This is a genomic window from Roseovarius sp. TE539 (assembly GCF_003298505.1).
GTDB lineage: Bacteria > Pseudomonadota > Alphaproteobacteria > Rhodobacterales > Rhodobacteraceae > Roseovarius.
Window position 1 is genome coordinate 1 of record NZ_QNGB01000041.1, and the last position, 25,319, is coordinate 25,319.

Genomic DNA, 25,319 nt, shown 5'->3' on the forward strand with positions numbered 1-25,319 from the left:
TTTCAATAAGATCAAACGCTTCCGCAGGATCGCATTGCGTTGCGAGAAATCCGTCAGCTCATTCAAAGCCTTCGTTGATCTCGCATGCGCAATGGCTTGGATCAGCTAAATGCAGACGCCGCCTAAAACTCCTGAAAACAAGCGTCGTTTGATCTGCGTCAATTATCATAACGCAAGAATGTGTCAACTTTTATTGACACATGGGAGGAAACGATGCGACTTGTCCTGATACACCCCAACTACCATTCCGGCGGCGCCGAGATTGCAGGAAACTGGCCGCCCGCGTGGGTCGCTTACCTGGCGGGGCCGTTGAAGGCGGCCGGATATACCGACATCACCTTCATCGACGCCATGACACATGACATCGGTGAAGACGAATTGCGCGCAAGGATCGCGGATTTGAACCCGGACATCGTGGGCTGTACGGCGATCACGCCGTCGATCTACAAGGCGGAAAGAGCTTTGGAAATCGCCCGGGAGGCCGCGCCGGACGCGGTGACCGTTCTGGGCGGTGTGCACGCGACCTTCATGTTCAAGCAGGTTCTTTCCGAAGCCCCGCATGTCGATGTGATCGTCCGGGGCGAGGGCGAGGAGGTGTTCCTTGATTTCGTGCGCGCCGTCGAGGATGGCCGCTGGTGCAGTGACCGCAAGCGGATCAAGGGCATAGCCTATGTTGACGGGGGTGAAATCGTGGCAACGCCCGCCGCGCCCACGGTCAGGAACCTGGACCGGATCGTGCCCGACTGGTCGATCCTCGACTGGGAGAAATACATCTACATCCCGCTGAACACGCGGCTGGCCATCCCCAGCCTGGCGCGCGGCTGCCCGTTCACCTGTTCTTTCTGTTCGCAATGGAAATTCTGGCGCGACTACCGCGTGCGCGACCCGCAGAAGGTCGTGGACGAGATCGAGGATCTGGTGAACGAACACGGCGTCGGATTTTTCATACTTGCCGACGAGGAACCGACGATCAACAAGAAGAAATTCACAGAGTTCTGCGAGGAGCTGATCCGCCGCGGCCTGCCGGAGCGGGTGAAATGGGGCATCAACACGCGCGTGACGGACATTCAGCGCGACAAGGACATGCTGGGGCTGTGGCGGCGTGCGGGGCTGGTGCATATCAGCCTCGGTACCGAGGCGGCGGCACAGATGAAGCTGGACCGTTTCAACAAGGAAACCCGCGTCGAAGAGAACAAGGAGGCCATCCGCCTGCTGCGCGAGGCCGACATCTTTACAGAGGCGCAGTTCATCGTCGGGCTGGAGAACGAGACCGAGGAGACACTGGAGGAGACCTATCGCTTCGCCCGCGACTGGAATCCCGATCTTGCCAACTGGACGATGTACACGCCCTGGCCCTTCACGCCACTCTTTCAGGAGCTGCGTGACAAGGTGGAGGTTTTCGACTTCGAGAAATACAATTTCGTCACACCGATCATGAAGCCCGAGGCGATGGACCGCGCCACGCTGCTCGACCGCGTGATGCACAATTACCGCCGCTTCTACATGATCAAGGCGCTTTTTCACTACCCGTGGCGGGGACGTGGATTCCGGCGCAAATACCTGCTGGGCTGTCTCAAGGCGTTTGCCAGGGCGGGGTTCGCGCGGACCTTCTACGATCTGGGCAAGGTGGGCTACTGGGGGCCGCAATCCAAGGAGAAGGTGGATTTCCACTTCGATGAGACCCGCGGGATCGCCGAGGCGCAGATGGCCGATTGGGAAGCCATGGCCGACCGCAAGCACAAGGCGGCGGAACGCAAGGCGGCGGTACGCGAGCAGATCAGGGCGAAGAAGGCCGGGATGGCGGCCCGGACGAGCAGCGGCGGCGGGCACATGGAGGACGATATCCCCGTCCTGCGTCCCGGTACGGCGGCGGAATGAAAGCGGCCGCCGTCGTCGGGCCGAACGCGATCCTGCAGACCGCGGCGGCGCTCGAGGCACAGGGCGGGCGCGCGCTGGCCGCGCGGATCTTTGACGCGGCGGGTCTTGCGCTCAGGCTGGATGATCCACCTTGCGAGATGGTGCCGCAGGGCGAGGCCGCCGCGCTGCTGCGCGCGCTGCACGCTACCCTTGCACCGGAGACCGCACGGCGTGTCGCGGGCGAGGCCGGGCGGCGCACCGGAGAGTACATCCTGGCACACCGCATACCTGGGCCGGTCCGGTTCATGTTGCGGATCATGCCGGCGCGTTTTGCGGGTCCGGCCCTGATGGGGGCGGTCGCGCGGCATGCGTGGACGTTTGCCGGGTCCGGGACGGTATCTTGTGAAACGCGCCCACGGGTCGCGCTCGTCATCGGTGACAACCCCTTGGCGGTGGATGGGTGTGATTGGCATTGCGCGGTCTTCGAGACCCTCTTCCGGAGGCTGGTGCATCCGCGAGCCCGGGTGGATCATCCGATGTGCTGTGCCCGCGGGAACGGTCTTTGCCGTTTCGAGGTGGATACCGGGGTCTGAGGCGGTATCCTGCTGCCGCCCGTCATGTCCGGGCAATGATCGGCAGCCGCGGTTAGCGAGTCCGGGGCCTTGAACGCCGCCTTGTATCGGGCCGGTGGAAAACGTGTCATCCCGGCAGCTTGCGCAGCCGTTTGCGTGACGGGTGGGCTTTGCATCCTACATACCATAGGATGTGCGGAGGAGTGCGCCCTTGAAAAACACGGCTTTCTGGAAACAATCGCTGTTATCCGCGCTGATCATCGCTGGCGCGGTTTCGGCGTGGCTGTTCCGGGCGGACCTGTCCGCGATCCTCGCGCCGGTGACAGCCTCGCAGGCGCAGGGCGTTGAAACGCGGCAGGATTCCCCGGGTAAGCCGGTTATCGTCGCCGATGTCGAGACGAAGCGGGACGACCTGACCTTCGCGTCCATAGGCACCGGTTTCGCGCAGCGGTCGGTCACTCTGCGGGCGCCTTCCGCCGGTGAGGTGACGGCGCTCAATATCGCCCCGGGCATCAAGTTCAAGGCCGGCGATACGCTGTTGACGCTGGACGATACTGATGAACGCCTTGCCGTTCAGTTGGCCGAGGCACGGCTGGAACGTGCCCGATCCGAGCGTGACAGGTACCGGGCGCTGCAGGATACCGGGGTCGCGGCGACAGCCCGTTTCGAGCAGGCGCAGACAGATTACAAGGTGGCGCGCATCGCCCTTGAACAGGCCCGTGCCGATCTTGCCGACAGGAGCATGCGCGCACCCTTTGACGGGGTATCCGGTCTTGCCAGTATCGAAGTGGGTGACCGGATCGCGGCGGACGAGGCGATTTCCAGTTTTGATGATCGCGGCAGGATCCTTGTGGAGTTCGATCTGCCCGAGGCGTTGTTGAGCCGCGTGAGCGTCGGATTGCCGGTCACCGTGAGAAGCCCTTCGGTCGAGGGGCGCGTTTTCGACGGCGAGGTGACGGCGATCGACAGCCGTGTCGAGGCCGAGACGCGCACGGCGCGCGTCCGCGCAGCCGTGGACAACCCCGCAGACCTGTTGCGCCCCGGGGCCTCGTTCTCGATCGGGCTTGACTTGCCGGGCAAGGCATATCCGGCGGTGCCCGAGCTGGCGCTGCAATTTTCGCGGGGCACCCTTCAGGTCTGGCGAGTCGAAGGCGGTGTCGTACAGCCAGTTCCGGTCAGGCTCGTGCGCCGCCGCGCCGGGCTGGTGATCGTGGACGGGGCTCTGTCCGAAGGGGACAGGGTTGTCGTGGAGGGCACGCAAAGATTGCGGCCCGGTGTGAGTGTCGAGGTTCTCAACTCTCCCGAGGGGGCGCAATCATGATGACAGGTGGACGGGGCCTGTCCGATCTGAGCGTGCGCCGGCCCTACCTTGCCGCCGTCATGAGCTTTCTTATCGTGATCGCGGGCATCGGTGCGCTTTGGGGCATAGAGGTTCGCGAGCTGCCGGATGTTGACCGGCCAATCGTGTCGGTGCGCGCCAATTACCCGGGCGCGTCACCGACAACGGTGGATGCCGAGGTTTCGTCGCTGGTCGAGGGCGCCGTGGCCCGGGTGGCTGGAGTCGAGGCGGTGCGCACCTCGTCGGAGGAGGGCAATTTCCGCATGCGGGTGGAATTCGGCCCCGACCGGGATCTGGCCAACGCCGCCAACGATGTTCGCGAGGCGGTGAGCCGCGTGGAGCCGCGCCTTCCCGACGGCGTGGAGGACCTGTTCGTCGTCAAGTCCGAGGAGGATGCCGATCCGATCGTCGATGTCGCGGTCTGGAGTGACAGCAGATCAATTGACGAGCTGACGCGCCTTGTCGAGGAGGCCATCGCAACGGAATTCACGGCGGTGGACGGGGTGGCGGAAGTCATCCTGTTCGGCGACAGGCAGCGTGTGCTGCGCGTCGAGGTCAAACCTGACCGTCTTGCCGCCTTCGGCCTGTCGATCGGAGAGGTCGCCGAGGTGCTGCGCAACGCGCAATTCGACGTTCCGGTGGGCAGTTTCGCGTCCGGGCCCATAGAGGTTCTGGTCCGTGCGGATGCTACCGTGGCCGAACCTCAGAGGATCGAGGACCTTTTGATGCGCGACCGTGTGAGGCTGGGTGATGTCGCGGATGTCTATTTCGGGCTGGCCACACCCGACAGTGTCGCCCGTCTGGACCGGCGATTGGTTGTCAGCCTCTGAATCGTCCGGCAGGCGCAATCCAATACGGTGCGTATTTCGGACGAGGTCAATCGTGCGATCGAGCGCCTGAAGGTGCGGTTTCCCGATCTGGGTTTCGAAGTCACGAGTGACGACGCGGTCTTCATCAAGGGGGCCATCATCGAGGTGCTCAAGACCCTCGGGGCGGCGCTCGGGATCGTGGTGGCGGTGATCTGGCTGTTCTTTGGCCGCCTCGGGGCCACCCTGATCCCGGCGGTCACCATCCCGATCGCGCTGATCGGGTCGGTCGCGGGGATTTGGCTGATGGGGTTTTCCATCAACATCATCACATTGCTGGCGCTGGTCCTGTCCACCGGCCTTGTCGTGGATGATGCCATCGTGGTCACCGAGAATATCCAGCGCCGGAGGCAGGAGGGCATTGCCCGGCGTGCCGCGGCGGTGCTGGGCACGGGGCAGGTCTTTTTCGCGGTGATCGCAACCACGGTGACCCTGATCGCGGTTTTCGTGCCGATCTCGTTCCTGCCAAGTGACGCGGGACGGCTTTTTACCGAATTCGGGTTCGTTCTGGCCGTGACGGTTGCGATCTCGTCTTTCGTGGCGCTGACGATGTGCCCGATGCTTGCCTCGCTGTCCGAGGGGCTGGGCCGTGGAGCCGGGGTCATGTCGGGGGTTGGCGGCTGGCTTGCCTCGCTCTACGGGGCCCTGATCCGCCCGATGATCCGTGCGCCGCTGGTGACATTGGTCGGGGCTACCTTGGTCGCCGGCGGCGCGGTTCTTGTCTATGACCGCCTGGGCGAAGAACTGGTCCCGCCGGAAGATCGCGGTATGATCTCGGTCTGGTTGCAGGGGCCGGATGGCACCGGGCTTGATTACACCGACAGGCAGGTCGTGAAGGTCGAGGAGGTCATGCGCCCCTACGTGGACGCGGGGGTGGCGCGCAGTCTCTATTCGATTACCGGGCGCTATGACCTGAACCGGGGGAGCATCGGTCTGCGGCTTGTTCCGTGGCATGACAGGGACGTTTCACAAGCCGAGATCGAAGCGGAAATTCGTGATGGCATCGCCCGCCTGCCGGGGGCCCGTGCCCGCGCCTACAGCAGCAACAGCCTCGGGCTTCGTGGCGGGTCCGGCGGCGGGCTGAGCATCGCACTCACCGGGCCGAATTATCCCGACATCGCCGCGGCCGCGGATCGCTTTTCCCGGCAACTGGCGGAGGTCGAGGGTGTGTCGGACATCCGGGTCCAGTACCAGGCCACGCAACCGCAACTCAGTATCGGGGTGGACCGGCGGCGGGCTTCGGACCTGCGCGTTCCCATGTCGACCCTGTCGGTCGCCCTGCGTGCGCTGATCGACGAGGACGAGGTCGCGGAATTGACCATCGACGACGAGGCGGTGCCGATCCTGCTGCAATCGGCCGAAGGTGCGGTGCGCGATCCTGTCGATCTGATGAACCTGTTTATCCGGTCCAATGCCGGCGACCTGGTACCGTTGAGCCAGATCGTCAGCTTTTCCGAGCGTGGCATCGCCGCCGAACTGGACCGGCACGCGCAACGCCGGGCCATAGAAATCGATGCATCGCTTGCGCCGGAGGTGACGTTGCGCGAGGCGATTGACGATGTCCGTGCCCTAGCGCAGCAGCGGCTGCCGGATGGAATCGGCCTGATTTTCCTGGGCGAGGCCGCATCGCTGGACGAAACTTCGTCGGCATTGGCGGCGACCTATGTCATTGCTCTGCTGGTGGTGTTCCTGGTGCTTCTGGCACAATTCGAAAGCCTGACCAGCGCGCTGGTCGTCATGACCACGGTACCTTTCGGTGTTTGCGCGGCGATCTACGCGCTGCTTCTGACCGGCACCACGATCAATATCTACAGCCAGATCGGGGTGCTCATGCTGATCGGGGTGATGGCCAAGAACGGTATTCTTCTGGTCGAGTTCGCAAATCAGTTGCGCGACCGGGGGCGGCCGGTTCTGGATGCGGCCCATGAAGCCGCCCTTGCCCGCCTTCGGCCCATTTCAATGACCCTGATCTGCACGGTCCTGTCCGGGCTGCCATTGATCCTGAGCAGCGGTCCTGGTGCCGAAGCGCGCGCCGCGATCGGATGGGTGATCGTGGGCGGGCTGGGCATGGCGGCGGTCTTCACGCTGTTCCTGACGCCCGCCGCCTATGCCCTGGTCAGCGGTCTGACGCGTTCGCGCGCCTCTTCGTCCGAGGCGCTTGAGAAGGAACTTTCCGCGATCAAGGGGTGAGCTTCGTGGCTTACCCCGGTCCCGGTCATGGTCCGGGTGCGGTCAGTAATCCCTTTCGAAGAAGATGCCGATGCCGGTATCCCCGTCGTTCGACGCGCCGCCCTTGACGGTGACGGAGTTGGTGAGGTCGAGGTTGAGGTTGATCCGTTGTTTACCGGCGCTGTCGGCGGTCACCTCGGTATAAATGTCGTCGGAAAGGTAGGCCCCGGCACTGACTTCGGTGTCGCCCTCGGCGGTCTGGGTGACGTCGAGATCCGCGAGCCCTACCGCCCCCCTGAGCTTGCCGACAACATCGTTGTTGCTGTTACCGGCAAGAGTGGCCACTGCCGAAGCCATCTGCGCGGCCTGAAGCGGCGATATGTTGTCGAGCCCGCGCCCGAAGATAAGGCGTGAGACGATTTCTTCCTGCGGCAGTTCGGGCTCCGAGGTGAAGGTGAGTCCGGGCTCGGATGCGACGCCTTCGAGGATTATGCGAACGGTCACGTCTTCGGTTTCGGTCTGCGCCACGAAACGCAGATACGGGTCCAGCGAGCCCTGCATGGTGACACGGCCCTCGGTCAGATCGAGACGCTTTCCGAGGATGTCGATGCGGCCCCGGATCAGTTCGAAAAAACCGTCGGGTGCAACCGCCTCGGTGGTCCCGGCAACGCGGAGGCGTCCGCCGAGTTCGGCATCGAGCCCGCGTCCCCGCACAAAGATCCGGTTGGGTGCGTCTATCGTCAGATCCAGAGCAAACGGGCGCGAGGCCGTCCTTTCCTCCGGCCGGATCAGGCCCGCGCGCTTGCGCATCTCGCGCGACGGGCCGGGTTCATTCACATGCCGGAGTCCGGGTAGGGAAACGGATGCGGCCCCGAAGCCCGAGGGGATACGGATATTTGTTTCTTCAAGGGAGATCGCGCCGCCGATAAGCGCCCCGCCGGCAAGCGGCCCGTCCACAGACACGTTGCCGGAAGCCGTGGTCGTGTAGAGCAACTGATCACTGAGGACGAGCCCTTCGATACCCGCTGACAAGTCGCCTTGATAACCCGGCTTGAGGGAAACGGGGCCGCTGACGGTAAGGCGCCCGCCATCGCGCATCCTTGCGGTGAAATCGGTCTGAACGCGGGCATTTCCCAAAGTTGCGGTGCCACTGAGATCCTCTACTGCGAGGCCCGTGGCAGGAAGGGCGACGCGGGTGCCGGATGTTGTTACTTTCCCGGAAACCGACGAGAGTGCCGGCGCGCCGTTGATTGCCAGGTCATATTCCGCCGTGCCGTTCAGGGCATTGGGCCGGACAAGGCCATTGATCAGCGCGAGCGGCAGACGGCCGACGCCCGAAAGCGAGAGGGTCCGCCCATGGTCGATCACGTCACCCTCAAGTGAGGCCGTCGTGTCGCCGGGGCCCTTGGCGTCAAGTTCCAGCGTCACGCGGCGCGCCTCGGGGCCGTGAAGGGCAGCGGTGCCTTTGGCCGAAAGAGGGCCGGAAAGATCAGGCGCCAGAATACCGATATCCGAAAGCCGGGCGGTGATATCCACCGGCCCCCCGGCATCGTCGCCCATGGCGACAAGGCTTAACCGCGGCGTTTCAACGGTGAGATTTTCAAGCTCGATGCGCTCAGGCGTGCGTCCGGCATCGGCCCGGAGGGAAATGCGCCCCGCGATCAGACGGTCCAGATCCACAATCCCGGATGCGAGATCGCGGCCCTCCAGACGGGTGGCAAGCGTGAAGTTTTTCGCGCCGTTGCTGGTCTCTCCGTCGAGTGTCAGATCGATACTGCCGCGCATTGACTGACCTGAAATCGCGTCGAACCGGGACAGGTCGCTGACACTCGCGCTCAGGCTTCCCGAAACGGGCAGCCCGTCAGTTTCGGGCGAAAAGGTACCGGTCAGGTCGAGCTCCGCGCCCATGGCTTGCGCCGCGACATCGGACAGGGTGATGTCACCGCCCGCCTGCCATGCCACATCCCCCTGAAACCGGGCTGGCCCGGACAGGTCGCGGTGCGAGAGGCCCAGATCGTCGAGTCCGGCCGAAAGCGTGAGGTCGCCGCTCCGGCTGTCAAGCTTGCCACGGGCGGTGGCACGCAGGTGATCGTTTTCCAGGCGGAAGCGATCGAGCATCGTGCCGCTCGTGTCGCGCCGGGCATCGACAGAAACTTCTCCCGGCGCGGCGATCACCGGGTCTAGGTGCGGTATGCCCAGGGCAAGGCGGTCCGTATCGGCGTGAAGGGAAACATCGAAACTGCCGCCCAGAAGGGTACCCGACCCGGTGAGAGCCGCGTTTGCCGTTCCGGAAAGGTCCTGCCGGGCGATGGCGGAGAAGCGTGCAAGATCGGGCACGTCCACCCGCATGCGGCCCGAGATTGGCAACCCCTCCGACAATGCCGCAACCTCGCCGCGGGCGCTGAGCCGCGCCGTGCCGGACACGAGGCGCAATCCGTGCAAGACAAGCGGCTGGTTTTCGCGCCAGTCGAGGCTCAGATGCCCTGACAGGCTGTCGCCTGCCGCCCGGGCAAGCGCCTCATCCGCGAATTTCAGCCCCGAAAGCTTGATCTCCGCAAGCGCGCTCGCCCCCCTCGGAGGCGCGCGGCGCAGAACCCCCCGGCTTTCGATGTTTGCCGTTTCCAGTTCAAGACCCTGCTGAACGATTTTCGAAATCGCGAGACGCGCGGTCCAACGATCTCCGCGCGCGGCATCGTAACGTGCCTCCAGAGTGGCATTCCCAAGGGTCACGGGCGAACCCGCAACGGGCAGACGCACAGGCGTTGCGCCGCTGCCGATACTGCCGTTGAGCTGGAAGCTGTCAGGCCAGCCTGCCGCGTCCAGCGACAAAGAGCCCTCAAGCGCGAGCTGGGATGTGGTCAGGCGGAAATCATCTAAATCCGTGGTGCCGGCCGCGCCGCGTGTGCCGGTCAGCGTCATGCGGCTGTCTTTTCCGAAGAAGGGGCGGAACTCGGAGGCGAGAAGCGGTGTGATATCGCCGGAAAGCCGTGCCCCGAAGCGCGTGTCAGCCCCCTCGGGGGCGGTCAGGGTGAATTGCCCGGTCAGGCGCTCCATGCCGTTGGTGGCCAGCCTGAGATCGGCCTCGTAATCGCTGAGCGGGGCTTCGCCGGCGATCGAGAGATTGACGCCCGGCTCGCCGGGCAGAGAAAGCAGCGTGGCGGCAATACCTCCCTCGGACTCGTCAAGGGCAAGATCGATCGCCAGCATCCGGTCAGCGTTGTCGAAGCGCGCATCAAGGCTGATCTGTCCGCGTCCGTCAAGACGGGTCACGTCGATACTGGCCGCGCCTTCGCCGCCGGCCAGAAAGAGATTTCCCATAAGTTCGAGCCGGACCTCTTCGCCGAGAACCGGCGCACCGACGGTCAGGGTGCCGGCCCTGATCTGGCCAATTTCCACCGACACGGGCAGGTCAGGCAATTCGAATGGCTGCGCCTCGGCCATTTCGGGTGTGATCCGGCGCTCGCTTTCCGGCAACCGGGCAAGGGTTATCGCGCGGGCGTCGAGGCGGTTGACCTTCAACTCACCACGCAGGAGGGCGCTGCGCGTCCAGTCAAGCGTGACATCCTCCAGCCGCAGCCAGATGCCATCCGCATCGGCGATGGTGAGCGTATCGAGTGTGGCCTGCGAGGAAAGCGCCCCTGCAAAGCCGGTGATGCGCACGTCGCGATCCGCGCCCGAGAGGTTGTCCTCGATGAGGCGTTCAAGAAATCCGCCGCCCTCGTCGGTTTCGTCCTGCGCCTGTGCAGTGACCTGACCCGCGGTGAGGCCGAAAACAAGCGATATCAACAGAAGCAAGCGCATCAAAATGCCTGACCGATCCCGATGTAGATCTCGAAATCCTGCCCGGCATCGCTGTCGAGCGGCGTCGCGATGTCAAGGCGGACCGGGCCGACCGCGGTGAAATAGCGCGCGCCGATCCCCGCGCCGCTATGCCATTCGCCGGTTCCGGTGCCAAGCGCATCCTGCCCGACGAAACCCGTGTCGGCAAAGGCAACCGCTTGCACGGTGTCGTTGATCATGCCGCGAAGCTCACCTGAAAAGCCCATGAAGGACCGACCGCCCACCGTGACATTCGGGGCAAGATCAATGCCGAGGGATTGGTAACGTTGCCCGCGTACTGTGCCCGCGCCGCCGGAATAGAACAGCATGTCGGCGGGCACGTCGCGCAGGCCGGCACCTGCCACGGATCCCAGTTGCGCGCGCCCCGCAAGGGTCAGCCGCCGGCCATCCCCGAGCGTGACGTAGTTGCGCAGGTCGGCATGGACGCGCGCGCCGCTGCCTCCCTGATCGAGGCCGATGAACGGGGTGAGTTCCAGGTCGAGGTAAAGGCCGGATTCGGGATTCAGGGAATCGTTGCGGCGGTCCCACACGGCGCTTGCCGGGGCCAGAAGATGCTGCAGTTCGCGTTTGCCAAGGTCGTCCGAGATTTCGGAGAAACGGTAGGTCAAGCCCGCTTCGGCGGTGAGATTGTCGGAAAATACATGGGTCAGACCCGCGCCGATCTCCCCCTTGCGTTCGCGATAATCCGGTTCGTTGTTTTCTTCCAGTCCCGCCATCAGAAAAAACCCGGTATCGGCCGTGAAGGTGGCGGGCCGGTCGAAGCGCAGGCCGAGCCGATAATCCTCGCCGCCGGACTCGCCGCCAAGGCCGCCGACAAGCGCATCAATGCGCAACCGCTCGGCCCCGCCCATAAGATTGCGATGCAGCCAGAAGCCCGACAGAGTCACGCCCTCGAGCGAGGAGAGTTCGGCGCCCGCGCCGATGCGGCGCCGTTTGGCATCCACCACCCGCGTTTCAATGTCGAGGGTACCGTCGGCATTGGGCGTCTCGGCCTCCTGTAGCACGACCGACCGGAACGCACCGGTTCGACGCAGGCGGTCGGCCGCTTTCTGCTGCTGTTCAGGAGAATATGTTTCGCCCGTGGGCAGGCCGGCGATCTGGCGAATCCGCTCGAGACGCACGCGCGTGGGTTTGCCCGTCGCGAGCATGTCGAGCTTTCCAAAGCGCAGGCGCGGGCCGGGGTCGAGACGCACCATTGCATCAAGCGCGGCGCGCGCGTGATCGGCGACTATGTGCTGATCGGCAACACCGGCCTTGGCGTGACCGTCCGAACGCCATGCGGAAATGGCGGCCCGGGTCGCCTCCTTGACGAGGGTTCCCTTCGCCGGCGCGCCGCGGGCAAAATCCGCGGGCAGGGCCGTATCCGGTGCCAATGGCGCGATACTTGCGGTACCAAACCGGAAGACAGGGCCGGGATCAACGTTGATATCTATGGTGTCGATCCGCTCGGGCGCACGGAGGGGCGGGATCCTGGCGGCTTCCCGGCCGTTGATGCGGATGCCGATGACACCGCCATAGTGGCCTTGTGCATAAAGCACCCCTATCAGCCTGCCATAGTCGGCCTGTGCGGCGGCTATCAGATCCTGTGCGGTGGTGGCGTCCTGTTCCGCGGTCGTCATGGAAAGGGACGCACCCTTCAGGCGCTCTGCCAGATCTTCGGAGGATCCCGGGGCGTTGAAACGGATTTCCGTTCCGGCGGCGGGAAGCGCAACGCAGATCGCGCCCAGTACCGCGAACGCGAATTGTCGAAACCCCTGTCTGTTCAACGTCGAGCACCCCCAGTAATTCGAATATCGCATCCGCGGCAACGAATGGCCAGAGCTGCACACCGTGAACGACCCCTGTCCGCTTGGCGGCCGGGGAGGGGCGCATGCGTCTTGTCGGTTGCGTGGTGAATGTTACGCGCTTTCCCCTCGGATGGGAACGTTTCAAGGTACTCCGCCGCGATCCTTTTGCGCGGGCAACCCGACGCTGAAGGCGTCCCGGATCCGCGCAGACCGGAGAAGATGACCCATGTACCGGTCATGCGGCGCGGCTTGGCAGCCCGGCACATGGCGTTTACGGTCAATGCGATGACACAGCTCTTGATCGTGTATCACTCCAGGACAGGAGGCAGCCGTCAGATGGCCGAAGCAGCGGCCTCGGCGGCGGCCGAGGAAATCGAGACTGTCCTGAAGGTTGCCGAGGAGGCCGGGCCGGATGACCTTCTGGGCGCCGATGGCTATTTGTTTTGCGCGCCTGAAAACCTTGCGGCGATTGCCGGCATGATGAAGGAATTCTTCGACAGGTGCTATTATCCGGTTCTCGGTCGCATCGAGGGCCGGCCTTATGCGCAGATGATCTGCGCCGGGTCCGACGGTGAAAACGCGGCGCGGCAGACGGCGCGTATCGCCCAGGGCTGGCGTCTGAAGGAGGTCCAGGCTCCCCTGATCGTGTGCACGCATGCGCAAACACCCGAGCAGATTCTCGCTGAAAAGACGATCCCCGAGGCCGATCTCGCCAATTGCCGTGAGCTTGGCGCCGCAATCGGCGCGGGGCTGAGCATGGGGGTTTTCTGATCCGTCTCGGATCGCTCCGGGATTTGGATCCCGCCGAGCATACACGGCGCCGCCGGGGGTTCCGGCCCGAAACTGCCCGTCATCCCGATCATTGTGCCACCGAGACGACCGGATGTATTTGTCAGGCTTGGTTGTCGTCCTCGCGCTCGGCCTCGGCCTGTTCCGCGGCCCATGCCCCTGCCGCCTCGACGGCCACGGGTGACGCCGTGGGCAGCACGCCAAGATAGCTTTCGGTTTCATCCACCGGCACGGTGGACCTCTGCGTCATGCGGTAAAGCGCATAGAGTGCAATGGCGCCGAACGTTCCACCGAGCACCAGCCAGAACGCGAAGGGGCCAAGCCACTCCATCGTCCAGCCCGTGACAAGCGGCCCCGCAATGGCACCGAGGCCGAAAGTGAAAACGAGCCCCCCCGAGGCCGCGGGCATTTCCTCTGCCGAGAGGGCATCATTCGTGTAGGCAAGGAACAACGCATAAAGAGGTGTTGTCACCCCGCCGGCGAAGAAGGCGGATACCATCAACAGCCACAGACCGCCGCCGGTGATCCACCCCAAAGCACAGGACGCGGCGCCAAGACAGGCCGCGCCAAAGATCAGTTTGCGCCGGTCCAGGCGGTCGGACAGCCACCCTATGGGGTATTGCATCACCAGCGCACCGGCAAACAGCATCGCGACAAAAAGCGCGACCTGTGACGCCGTAAGTCCGATCTGCGTTCCAAAGACCGCCCCCATGCCCGATTGCGTGGCATACACGTTGCCCAGCAGAAAGATCCCCACCGTGCCCAGCGGTGAACCCGAGAAGAGATCCCGCAAGGCCATCGGACGTGCCACCTCGGCCGCCGGGACGGGGGTGACGGAGAGAAGAATCGGCGTAAGGGACAGCGATACGAGGACCGAGGCGCCGATGAAAAGTGCGGCGGTTGCCGCATCGCCCAGGGTCAGCAGCCCTTGCGCCCCGATGATCCCGAGCGTCTGCGCGATCATGTAGGCCGAAAGAACCTTGCCGCGGGTCTCGTTTGTGGCCGCGTTGTTCAACCAGCTTTCAGCGGTGACGTAGATGCCCGACATGCAGAACCCGACAAGCAGGCGCAGCACCGTCCAGGCCCAGGGTTCGGCAAGCAGTGGAAATGATATCAACCCTGCCGACATGAGGCTGCCCAGGGCGGCGAAAACGCGGACATGGCCCACCCGCCGGATCAGCAACGGGGTAAGCCGCGCCCCTGAAAGGAAGCCCACGAAATACCCCGAGGTGACGATGGCCAGTTCCGCGGCCGAAAATCCTTCGATTCCGCCGCGCAGACCTATCAGGGTGAAATGCATGCCGTTGCCCAGCATGATGAAGACGATGCCCAGAAGAAGGGCCCAGACACCGGACAACACCTGGATCATGAGACATCCTTTCGTATCTCCGGACTTCCCCGTGCCACCCGCGGACCTTCCTGAGGCGGCGGTTGTTGCTGCGCTGCGGCATCCCCGATTGTTTACTTCAAATCGAAAGCACCGGCAAGACGTCCGGGTGCAGGCCCCAAGGATACCCGGCCGTGGAGGAAGGAACATGATGGAGGCCAGCCGCGCATGTGTGGCGCCGGGCTGTCATGCTGTGGCGCGCCATGCGGCGAAGGCACGGGTCCGGAAGGTGGTGCGCCACATCTCGCGCCGGAAACCCGCGTAATCGTTCACAGCGAAGTGCAACGTCGCGTAGTTGTCCCACACCGCCACAGTCCCCGCCGTCCAGCGCAGGCGCATCGAGACTTCGGGCCGCGTGGCATGCTCTTTCAGCTTGTCGAGAAGCGGCCGGCTTTCGGCCTCGGTCATTCCGTCCAGCCGGGTCACGTAGACCGGGTTCAGGTAGAGCGATTTCCGCCCCGTCTCGGGATCGGTCAGGACAGCGGGGTGAAATCGCTCTCTGTCGGCCTCCGGATCGCCACGCACCATCCTGACGGCACCGCGTGACCGGCTTTCCGGCGCAGGGGCCCATTTCACGCCGTGGGGTTTGCCGACATGAACCGCATCACGCCCATCGAGCAAATCCCTCAGTCCGGGTGACAGCGCCTCCCAGGCGGCAGCCTGATTGGCAAAGAGGGTATCACCGCCGTAAGGCGGCAGGTCGATCGCGTTCAGGACCGACCCGGCAGGCGGTTCGGGGATGAAACTCAGGTCGGAATGCCAGTCGCCGCCGAAGACCCCTGACCGGTCGTCCGCCTCCTTGAGAACCCGGATCACCTCCGGATCCTCTTCCATGGGCTCGATATAGGGCAGGTGCATCGGCGTGCCGAATACCGAGGTCAGGCATTTCTGTGCTGCCAGGTCTATATGCTGATCACGAAACACGAGAACGAGGTGCCGGCTCAGAAGCGCTCGGAGGTCCGCCCCGAGCCCGGCAGAAATCGGCGCCGCCAGATCGACACCGGTGACTTCGGCGCCGATGGTGCCGGTGATTGGATGAGCTTGGACTTTCATGCGCGTCCGAACTTGCCCGGAGTTTGGCCGCACCGCAAGGAATGTTTCGTGATCGGGGAAACGGTTCAGGGGTTTCCGGACAAGCCGGCATTTCTTCGAAGTATCCTCGACCCGCCCGGTGTCTGCCGCTACCACGGGACAGCGGGCGCGGCACTTCTGAACGTGGTGCAGCCCCAACATGCCGGCAATGAATGCGGGCCGGTCCACCGCCGCGCTTGCGCTTCAAGAGGTCGCAAAAAATGGCGCATTCGCGGAAAATCTGGCACATGATCGCCGGGATGGGAATCCCGTCTCCTGCGACTAGTTGGAAATGGAGACGGGAAACGCATGAAGGGATTCCTGTATGCGTAGTAAGAATGGACTGGATGCAACGGATATCCGCATCTTGAGCGCGGTGCAGAAACACGGTCAGTTGAGCAAGACAAAGCTTGCCGAGATCGTGAACCTATCCCCGACGCCGTGCTGGGCCAGGCTTAACCGTTTGCGCGCGGCCGGGTTCATCCGCGGCTACCACGCCGATATCGCGCTCGAACACGTGGTCGACGTGACCCGCGTGATCGTGACGATCGCCCTGACGCACCACCGCAAGGCGGATTTCGACAGGTTCGAACGACATGTCAGGACAATTGACGCGATCACGAACTGCGTCGCCACGGGCGGCGGCACCGACTATATCCTGACCGTTGTCGTGCCCAATCTGGCGGCATTCCAGGAGCTCATGGATGAGCTGTTGGCAGCGGAGTTGTCGATTGACCGATACGTGACTCATTTCGCCACGCGACTCGTGAAAGCCGAGCAACCCAACCTCGCCACGCTGGTCGGCCGGGGCGGCCGATAGGGCAATAAGACCAAACGGGCCTCGTTACCTCGAAAAACGGCCCATTCGTTCCCGTATGGCCCATTTTTTGGCCCGTGTGGCGCCGCCAAAGGCGTTATTTTCATCATTGTTATAACTTCCGCGTTGGACATCGGTCACATGCGAGGAACAGGGAGAACGATATGATGCAATCTCATGACTTTGGCTTCGGGACCCAGATCCGCAAATCTCCATACTTCGATGCGACCGTCCGGTGGGGTGTGCAGGGGTTCTCGGTGTACAATCACATGTACATTCCACGCGACTTCGGCGATCCGGAGCAAAATTTCTGGAACCTCGTGAACGACGCCATCCTGTGTGATGTCGCGGTTGAGCGACAGGTTGAAATCACCGGGCCCGATGCTGCCCGATTCACCCAGCTGCTGACACCGCGCGACCTGTCGGGCATGTCGGTGGGGCAGTGCAAGTATGTCCTGATCACGAATGCCGAGGGCGGGATACTCAATGATCCCATACTCCTGCGCCTCGGGGAGAACCATTTCTGGCTGTCGTTGGCCGACAGCGACATTCTGCTTTGGGCGCAGGGCGTGGCGGTGCACTCCGGCCTTGATGTCACCATCCGGGAACCCGACGTTTCGCCGCTGCAATTGCAGGGGCCGAAGTCCGGCGAAGTCATGCGCGCGCTCTTTGGCGACGAGATCATGGACCTGCGCTATTACTGGCTGCGCGAAGTCGAACTGGATGGCATTCCGCTGATCGTGTCGCGCACTGGCTGGTCAAGTGAACTGGGTTACGAGCTGTATCTTCGTGATGGCGCCTGCGGCGACGCGCTTTGGGAACGGATCATGGCCGCGGGTGTCCCGCTGGGGCTCAAGCCGGGGCACACGTCCACGATCCGCCGGGTGGAAGGCGGTATGCTTTCCTACCATGCGGATGCGGACATTCACACCAATCCTTTCGAGTTGGGCCTTGACCGGCTGGTGAACCTCGACACGGAGGCGGAATTCATCGGCAAGTTCGCCTTGCAGCGCATTCGCGACAACGGGGTTACGCGCAAACAGGTCGGCCTGCGTATCGACGGAGCACCGTTGTCCGGGCCGAACACAACCTTCTGGACCGTCAATCGTGGCGGTGTTTCCGTCGGCAAGGTCACGTCCGCGGTCTATTCTCCGCGGCTTGAACAGAACATCGCCCTCGCGATGGTTTCGGCCGACTGCGCGGAAATCGGGACCGAGTGCGAGGTCGTGACACATTCCGGCGGGATCGGAGCCACCGTCGTTGAGCGGCCTTTCTTTGATCCGCGAAAAAAACTTGCCGTAGCGTAAATTGAAGGCGGGCGCGGTCTTGGCCGCGCCCCGCCATTCCGGCCTGCGGGCGTGCCGGAAAGCGAGGGCACCCATATCGGCAGGGATGGCAAACCGGACAGTGTCACGGATCGCTCCGAAACCACCCGACAGACTTTGCCGGACAACCCGTCTGGGCTGTGTCGTCACGGCCGACGGCCCGGTGCCCCGGCAAGGACCAAGGGTTTGCCTTGCGCGGGTCAGGATGTCCTTGTGCGGGTTTCTGGTCGATGCGTTCATGCCGGGACAATCCTTGGAGTGGATTTAAAATATTGATATAAATAGAAAAAGCGAATTTTATCACGGTCTCTTCACACAAAAGTTGACAGCTTGTCGCAGATTGGCTCATCCTGCACGGCGTGACAGCCCCCGTTGAGGCGGGCCCACATAGCGCATCGATAAAGGAGGTTCTTCCTCGCTGCCGATCGCTCCCAAGGGTGCCTCGGCGATGCGGCCGTCCGCAAAACCTACTACTATCCATACGGTGCCGCACCTTCGGGTGCGGCCAAGACTGGAACCGGACTGAAGGGAGATATCGATGAGCATTCTCAACCGTACTCTGAGCGCGAGCGCCGCTGCGGCGGCTCTTCTCGTGAGCGTCAACGCCGCGAGTGCCGATACCTGGCGCTACGCGTTCGAAGAAGCCATGACGGACGTGCAGGGACAATTCGCTCAGAAGTTCAAGCAAGAGGTCGAGGCAAACTCGGATCACACCATCCAGCTGTTCCCCTATGGCACACTCGGCGAGTCCGCGGACATCATGGAACAGACACAGGCGGGTATTCTGCAGTTCGTCGATCAGTCGCCGGGATTCACCGGCTCGCTGATCCCCGAGGCGCAGGTTTTCTTCGTGCCCTACCTGCTGCCCACCGACGAGGAGAAGCTGGCCGAGTTCTTCGAGAATTCAGAGGCGATCAACGACATGTTCCCGGATCTCTACGCCGAGCAGGGCCTGGAGCTTCTTACCATGTTCCCCGAGGGCGAAGTCGTCATGACCACCAAGGAACCGGTCAAGGAACCTGCTGACCTCAACGAGGTGAAATTTCGCGTGATGACAAATCCGCTGCTGGTGGAAAGCTACCAGGCCTTTGGCGCGACACCGACACCGCTGCCATGGGGGGAAACCTATGGTGGCCTCCAGACCAACATCATCCAGGGTCAGGAAAACCCGATGTTCTGGGTCGAGTCGACGAAGATGTACGAGGTGACGGATCACATTACCTTCGCCGGGCACAACGTCTTTACCACGGCGGTGATGGCCAACAAGGATTTCTACGACGGGCTGTCGGAAGAAGATCAGCAGATGGTCCAGGACGCGATGGACACCGCGTTCGACTTCATCATCGAGTATCAGGACGGCCTGACGCAGGAGTCCCTTGACAAGATCAAGGAAGCAAAACCCGAAATGACGGTTACCCATCTGTCGGAGGAAGAGCGCGCGCCGTTCAAGGAAGCCGCAAAGGATGTGGAAGCCAAGTTCATCGAGATGACCGGGGAAAGCGGCAAGAAAATCCTCGATCAGCTCAAGGCAGACCTGGCAGAGGTGGAGGAGTAATTCCTCGCGCCCGGACGCGCCCCGCAAAGGGGCGCGTCCTTTCTCTTGGCTCCAGCAACTTCCAACCGGGAGCAGGACAGTGACGAAAGAAGAAAAAGAAACCCAGCTTCAATCGCAGACTGACACGACCTCGACGGATGACGCGCAACTGGAAGTCTACCGGTCCTCGCTGCCCGGATTTCTGGGCGTGATCGACACCGCCATCAGCCGGATCGAGTCGGTCCTTCTGGCCGCGGGCGTCCTCCTGATGGCGCTGAACACGATTTCCAATGTGCTCGGACGTTTTTTGTTCCAGCAGAGCCTCTTCTTTTCCGAAGAACTCAACAGGATCATCATCATCCTCATCACTTTCGCCGGGATATCCTATGCCGCGCGTCAGGGGCGTCATATCCGGATGTCGGCGATTTTCGACACCTTGCCACCCAAGCCGCGCAAGGCGCTGATGATCATCATCGCGCTTGTCACGGCAGTCTTCATGCTGGGGTTGGCATGGTATTCGCTGCATTATGTCATGACACAGGCCGGCCGCGGGCGCGTGCTTCCGTCGCTCCAGATTCCGGTCTGGATAACCCTGGTCTGGGTTCCGGTCGGGTTCTTCATGACCGGCCTTCAGTACCTGCTTACAGCGATCAAGAACATCCTCGAAAAGGATATCTACCTCTCCACCAACGTGCTTGAGGGGTACGAGGACAGCGAAGTGGAGATCTGACTCATGGCCATCACAATATTCTCGATCATGATTGTCCTTCTTCTGCTGGGCTTTCCGATGATGATCCCGCTTATCGTGGGGGCTTTCGTGGGCTTTTTCTCGCTCTTCGGCGGGCTGAGCCAGATGGAAACCATGATTCAGCAGATGATGGCGGGGATTCGCCCCGCATCGCTGATCGCGGTTCCGATGTTCATTTTCGCCGCAGACATCATGACGCGCGGACAGTCCGCCGGGCGGCTGATCGACATGGTCATGTCATTCGTTGGGCATTTGCGCGGTGGCCTCGCGGTGTCCACTGCGACCGCCTGCACCATGTTCGGTGCGGTTTCCGGCTCCACCCAGGCAACCGTCGTTGCCATCGGTTCGCCGCTGCGGCCGCGGATGCTGAAAGCGGGTTACAAGGACAGTTTCGTCCTGGCGCTCATCATCAATGCCTCCGACATCGCCTTTCTCATCCCGCCCTCGATCGGCATGATCATTTACGGCGTGGTCTCCAACACCTCGATCGCCGAGCTTTTCATCGCCGGCATCGGGCCGGGGCTGCTGATCCTCGTCCTGTTTTCGATCTACGCGTGGATATATGCCGTGCGGAACGGCGTGCCGACCGAGCAAAAGGCCACATGGGGTGAACGTCTGTCCACCGCGCGCCGCGCGCTCTGGCCTCTGGGTTTTCCGGCGATCATCATCGGCGGTATCTATGGTGGCATCTTCTCACCGACCGAGGCCGCCGCGGCCTGTGTGCTCTATGCGCTGATCCTCGAACTCCTGGTTTTCCGGGAAATCGACCTCAAGGGGGTTTACGACACCGCGAAATCCACCGGGCTGATCACTGCCGTGGTGTTCATCCTCGTCGGTGCCGGCACGGCCTTCTCATGGGTCATATCCTTTGCGCAGATCCCGCAGGCGATCCTGGGCGGTATCGGCATCGACCAGATGGGCCAGATCGGCGTGCTGGTGGTGATCTCGATCGCCTTCTTCATCGGCTGCATGTTCGTGGACCCGATCGTTGTCATACTGATCCTTGTTCCGATCTTCGCGCCGGTGGTGGACAGTGTTGGCCTTGATCCGGTGCTGGTTGGCACGTTGATCACGCTGCAGGTGGCGGTAGGGTCGGCGACCCCCCCATTCGGCTGCGATATCTTCACGGCGATCGCCGTGTTCAAGCGGCCCTACATGGAGGTGATCCGCGGTACGCCGCCGTTCATCGTGATCCTGGTCGGGGTGACGGCGGCGCTGATATTCTTCCCGCAGATTGCGCTGTTCCTGCGTGACCTGGCCTTCGCCAAGTAAGGAGGAAAAAGACATGTTCAACAGAATACTGGTTCCTTTCGATGGCTCTGTAGGGGGCGAGGCAGCGCTGGAAAAGGCCGCTGAACTGGCACAACTCTGCGGCGCGGAACTCAACATTCTCACCGTCTACAGGCATCATTCCATGCTGGAGGCTTCCTTCTCGATGGTGAGGCCGTCCGATCCCGGGAACCTCGATGACGTGATGCAGGATCACGCCCGCGAGGTGGCCGAACACGGCAAGAAACGCGCCGCGGAAGCCGGCGCCGGGAATGTGCGCGCCTTTATTAAGGCGGGGCAGCCGGCGCGTACAATCGTCGGTTTTGCCGACGAGCACGGCAATGACTGCATCGTCATCGGCAGCCGTGGCCTCGGGTCAGTCGAGGGGTACCTGCTCGGCAGCGTCTCACACAAGGTCACGGCGCTGGCTGAAATGCCGGTTCTGGTGATCTGAAGAAGGGTCGCGGAACGGCGAAGGGGCAGGGTGGCAGACGGTCTCGGCCGCGGCGCCCCTGCCCCTTGAATTTGCATTGTCTCGGGACGGATCCACCTGCATTTTCTGTGTCGGCCATGGCTTCGTGGGCATGAAGGGTTCTGTCTCGGGATTCCTTGCCGCCCCGCCGGAGGAAATGGCAATCACACGCGCAATCAAGCGTCCTGATCAGCTGAAATCTGATCCATTCAACCGCTCCTCACTGTCCACGCTTTGAGGAATGTGATGATCGTGCCCACGGACATGATGGTGCCGCAATTCTTGTTCATGCGGGTGCGAGGACCTTGATCAATCTGGGCCGTGCGGGCGCAAGCCGACGTCCGGGTCGTGTCATGGTCAGCCCCCTCCCGAGCAGTCCACAAATCACGGGCGAGACTGGAGGGCAAAAAACTTGACCCGCAGGCGTCATCAGGCGACTTTGCGATCAATCGGTCGCGCATTTGGCGAATGTGGGTAACATGTAGGTAAACAGATATTGCCATGCCTGTTGTTTCAGACTTTACAAGCCTTCTTTATGATGACGATGCTCAGCGCGTAAACGGGATGACTTCCGTTGGGGCACCGGTCTTCATCACTTACAGCTTCCTGCAGGGCACGGACCTGCCCGCGCGGGATGAGGTCAGCCTGCCCGAGGGCAGCAACATCCCGACCTCCGTCCATGGTTTTACATCAGACCAGCAGGCCGCATTTCACGATGCGGTAACACAGGCCGAAGCCGTCGCTGGCATTCGTTTCATCGAAGTGGGCGATCCCGATGATGCGACGATCCAGGTCTTCAACGTCCAGGGCACGCCGCAGAGTTTTGCCAACACGCCCTGGGTATCCACGTGGAGCACGTCGAGCGGCAATCTGGTCATCGATCCCTGGTCGCCGACCGATGACTTCTCCTCCGGGACGACCTGGTATGAGACGATCCTGCATGAGCTGGGCCATGCCATCGGGCTGGCCCATCCGTTCGACGGCACCAACACCCTCGAGGCCAGCCTGGACAATGACGACAATACGCTGATGTCCTACACCTCCAACGGGGTGAACGACACGGAGTTCGCAACGCTGGATGTCCAGGCCCTGCAGCATCTCTACGGGACGGGAAGCAACCTTGACCCGGCGGTGAGCTGGAGTTGGGACACGGCGGCCCGCCTCTTCACGCTCACCGGCAGTGCGAACGACGACACGCTGATTTCAACGGATACCGACTCGGCCCTGAGCGGCGGCGCAGGCGCGGACCTGCTGATCGGGCGCGATGGGGACGATCAGCTGAGCGGCGGCAACGATGGGGACCAGTTGCAGCTCAGTTCCGGCACCGACACCATGAACCTGGGGTCAGGCGCCGATGAAATCATCTGGGGAGGCTCCTTCGACGGGGAGACCACCGTCAGCGACTTCGACATCGCGCAGGATTGGCTTGATCTGAGCATATTGACGCCGTCGGCGGTCATAAGCGTCCTGCGCAACTTCATCAACGATTTTGCGGATTACATCGGGTATTCCAGCAGCCGGGTTTACCTGACCGGGGTCGAGGGAGCAGACCGGGGCCTCGTGGACCTGGAGCTGCCTGGCATTGTCAACAGTGGACCCGAGGGCACGCCGACTGTCTACGGAAGCTATTGGCAGGGCGGCACGATTTCGTCGAGCGCAAGCCAGTGGGCCATCGACGATCCCGACGGTGTCATCGAGTCGAGCCGGACCTACCAATGGCTGCGCGACGGGGCGGAGATCCCGCGCGCGACATCGGCGAATTACGTCGCCACTCAGGAAGATGTGAATACCCTCCTGTCTTACCGGGTCAGCTATCTCGACTTCTGGGGCAATCTGGAGACAGTCACCAGCACTGCCACCCCCCTTGTTTCAAACGTGAATGATGACCCTACAGGGGCGCCTGTGATTCTCGGAACGGCCGCCATCGGAAACCAGCTCAGCGTCGACACCAGCGGTATCGACGATATCGACGGCCTGGGGGCCTTCTCCCATGAATGGATACGCGATGGTTTGCTAATCGGAACAGAGGCCACCTACACGGTCGACAATAGTGATCTGGGCAGCGAGATAACCGTACGGGTCTCTTATGTCGACGGGTTCGGCCGGACCGAGTTTATCACCAGCGTTCCAACGGCTCCCGTCTCGGACGCTTCGAACGCAACTGCGACTGGCGACGTCCTGATCACCGGCTCGGCCATGCAGGGCGAGACGCTGACTGCGGACGCCTCGGGGCTTTCCGATCCGGATGGTCTGGGCGCCTTCTCTTACGCCTGGCTTCGCGACGGGACGCCGATCGCGGGGGCCGGCGGTGACAGCTACGTGCTGACGCAGGGAGACGTCGGGGCGCAGATCAGCGTCGAGGTCAGCTACACCGACGGCGGGGGCAGCAACGAGAGCGTGACTGGCGGTCCGACCGGAACCGTCGCCAGCAACAATGAGGACCTGCAAGGCGATAGCGGAGACAACACGGTTTCAGGCGGAGAAGGCGACGACACCCTTTCAGGTGGTCCGGGGAATGACACGCTGGAAGGCGGTCCGGATGCCGACCGGTTCGTTATCAATCCCGGCGATGAGCGGATCACCATCCTCGATTTCGAGTTGGGTCTGGACCTTCTGGACCTTCTGGACTTCACCCGTGCCGATGCCCTGTCCGCTTTTTTCAATGCGCAAGCGGGTAGTGCGATCCTCACCTTTGATGACGGCACGGTCGTGACCGTTGATGGCGATGGCGTATCGCCTGAGACCTTGTCGCAGAACGATGTGGCGTTCGCTGCGGGGAACCTCCCTCCTGAAGGGTCTGTCGTGGTCACAGGCGACGCGACAGAGGGGCAGACGCTTGTCGCGGATGCCTCCGGTGTCACAGACGGAGATGGCATCGAGGATACGAGCGTCGAATTCCAGTGGTTGCGGGACGGGGCCGCCATTCCGGACGCCACGGAAAGCAGCTACGACCTGACGCTGGCAGATGTGGGCGCCACGCTCAGCGTTGTCTATTCCTACACTGACGATTTCGGAACCGATGAGCGCGGGACAAGTTCCGCGACGGCCTCGGTTGCGGCAGCCGGGCAGGCAATCACGGGCACGCCCGATCCCGACGGCCTGGTGGGAGGAGTCGGGTCAGACACCATCGAAGCGCTTCGCGGCGATGACACGATCACGGCCACTTCGGGGAATGACCGGATAGACGGCGGAGAGGGTGAAGATACCGTCCTCTATTCCGGCGACCAGTCGAGCTACACGCTGACGCTGAGCCCGGCGGCCACCACGCTCACCGACCGCCGGGCGGAGGGCAACGGGACCGACACGCTGGCCGGCATGGAGTTCCTGGATTTCGACACCGACCTCTTCGGCGGGCCCTTCGAGCTTTTCCAGGTCACCGACACCGTCAGCCTGGCGCCGGAGGAGTTCGAGAGCTTCATCGAGCTCTACATCGCCTATTTCAACCGCGCGCCGGATTCCGGGGGGCTCTACTTCTGG

15 protein-coding genes and 2 pseudogenes are annotated in these 25,319 nt (G+C 62.7%); 13 read left to right on the top strand and 4 right to left on the bottom strand.

Features of this window, described 5'->3' with window-relative positions; genetic code table 11:
• From DQW77_RS18670 to DQW77_RS16785, 5 genes and pseudogenes are all read left to right on the top strand, one after another.
• Window positions 1-109: pseudogene (locus DQW77_RS18670) on the top strand (IS5/IS1182 family transposase); the annotation flags it as partial.
• 104 nt (window positions 110-213) lie between these two features.
• Complete coding sequence (gene bchE, locus DQW77_RS16770; RefSeq protein ID WP_113259368.1) at window positions 214-1,878, top strand: magnesium-protoporphyrin IX monomethyl ester anaerobic oxidative cyclase; 1,665 nt, start codon at window positions 214-216, stop codon at window positions 1,876-1,878.
• Complete coding sequence (gene bchJ, locus DQW77_RS16775) at window positions 1,875-2,450, top strand: bacteriochlorophyll 4-vinyl reductase (RefSeq protein WP_113259369.1); 576 nt, start codon at window positions 1,875-1,877, stop codon at window positions 2,448-2,450. Before bchE ends, bchJ begins: the two co-directional genes overlap by 4 nt.
• Before the next feature lie 190 nt (window positions 2,451-2,640).
• Entirely contained in the window at window positions 2,641-3,750 is a 1,110-nt protein-coding gene (locus tag DQW77_RS16780; RefSeq protein ID WP_181711322.1) for an efflux RND transporter periplasmic adaptor subunit, read from the top strand.
• Window positions 3,750-6,824 (top strand): annotated as a pseudogene (locus DQW77_RS16785) (efflux RND transporter permease subunit). The gene DQW77_RS16780 and the pseudogene DQW77_RS16785 overlap by 1 nt, the downstream one beginning before the upstream one ends.
• Window positions 6,825-6,866: 42 nt before the next feature.
• On the opposite strand, the gene DQW77_RS16790 reads toward DQW77_RS16785, so the two are convergent.
• Together DQW77_RS16790 and DQW77_RS16795 are read right to left on the bottom strand one after the other, a co-directional pair.
• The gene (locus DQW77_RS16790; protein ID WP_258523896.1) at window positions 6,867-10,604 is read right to left on the bottom strand and encodes a translocation/assembly module TamB domain-containing protein; all 3,738 of its coding nucleotides are present in this window, start codon (window positions 10,602-10,604) and stop codon (window positions 6,867-6,869) included.
• Complete coding sequence (locus DQW77_RS16795; RefSeq protein WP_258523897.1) at window positions 10,604-12,409, bottom strand: autotransporter assembly complex family protein; 1,806 nt, start codon at window positions 12,407-12,409, stop codon at window positions 10,604-10,606. Before DQW77_RS16795 ends, DQW77_RS16790 begins: the two co-directional genes overlap by 1 nt.
• Before the next feature lie 306 nt (window positions 12,410-12,715).
• Here DQW77_RS16795 and DQW77_RS16800 point away from each other — a divergent pair, with 306 nt between their 5' ends.
• Complete coding sequence (locus DQW77_RS16800) at window positions 12,716-13,201, top strand: flavodoxin family protein (RefSeq protein ID WP_113259380.1); 486 nt, start codon at window positions 12,716-12,718, stop codon at window positions 13,199-13,201.
• 121 nt (window positions 13,202-13,322) lie between these two features.
• On the opposite strand, the gene DQW77_RS16805 is transcribed toward DQW77_RS16800, so the two are convergent.
• Together DQW77_RS16805 and DQW77_RS16810 are read right to left on the bottom strand one after the other, a co-directional pair.
• A complete protein-coding gene (locus DQW77_RS16805) occupies window positions 13,323-14,588 on the bottom strand; it encodes an MFS transporter (protein ID WP_113259373.1) in 1,266 nt (421 codons plus the stop codon).
• 204 nt (window positions 14,589-14,792) lie between these two features.
• On the bottom strand, window positions 14,793-15,659 hold the full coding sequence (locus tag DQW77_RS16810) for a TauD/TfdA family dioxygenase (protein ID WP_181711323.1): 867 nt from the start codon (window positions 15,657-15,659) through the stop codon (window positions 14,793-14,795).
• A gap of 343 nt (window positions 15,660-16,002) precedes the next feature.
• Here DQW77_RS16810 and DQW77_RS16815 point away from each other — a divergent pair, with 343 nt between their 5' ends.
• From DQW77_RS16815 to DQW77_RS16845, 7 genes are all read left to right on the top strand, one after another.
• Complete coding sequence (locus tag DQW77_RS16815) at window positions 16,003-16,497, top strand: Lrp/AsnC family transcriptional regulator (RefSeq protein ID WP_113259375.1); 495 nt, start codon at window positions 16,003-16,005, stop codon at window positions 16,495-16,497.
• 161 nt (window positions 16,498-16,658) lie between these two features.
• Window positions 16,659-17,801: a glycine cleavage T C-terminal barrel domain-containing protein gene (locus tag DQW77_RS16820; protein WP_113259376.1), complete on the top strand. Its 1,143-nt coding sequence runs from the start codon at window positions 16,659-16,661 to the stop codon at window positions 17,799-17,801.
• Window positions 17,802-18,357: 556 nt separating this feature from the next.
• A complete protein-coding gene (dctP, locus tag DQW77_RS16825) occupies window positions 18,358-19,374 on the top strand; it encodes a TRAP transporter substrate-binding protein DctP (RefSeq protein ID WP_113259377.1) in 1,017 nt (338 codons plus the stop codon).
• Between the two features lie 148 nt (window positions 19,375-19,522).
• Window positions 19,523-20,083, top strand: coding sequence for a TRAP transporter small permease (locus tag DQW77_RS16830; protein ID WP_181711324.1), 561 nt, complete (start codon window positions 19,523-19,525; stop codon window positions 20,081-20,083).
• A 3-nt stretch (window positions 20,084-20,086) separates the two neighbouring features.
• Window positions 20,087-21,373, top strand: a complete 1,287-nt coding sequence (locus DQW77_RS16835; RefSeq protein ID WP_113259378.1) for a TRAP transporter large permease — start codon at window positions 20,087-20,089, stop codon at window positions 21,371-21,373.
• 13 nt (window positions 21,374-21,386) lie between these two features.
• Entirely contained in the window at window positions 21,387-21,824 is a 438-nt protein-coding gene (locus tag DQW77_RS16840) for a universal stress protein (protein ID WP_113259379.1), read from the top strand.
• Window positions 21,825-22,343: 519 nt separating this feature from the next.
• A partial coding sequence (locus tag DQW77_RS16845; protein WP_220124986.1) for a hypothetical protein occupies window positions 22,344-25,319 on the top strand: 2,976 nt, incomplete at its 3' end.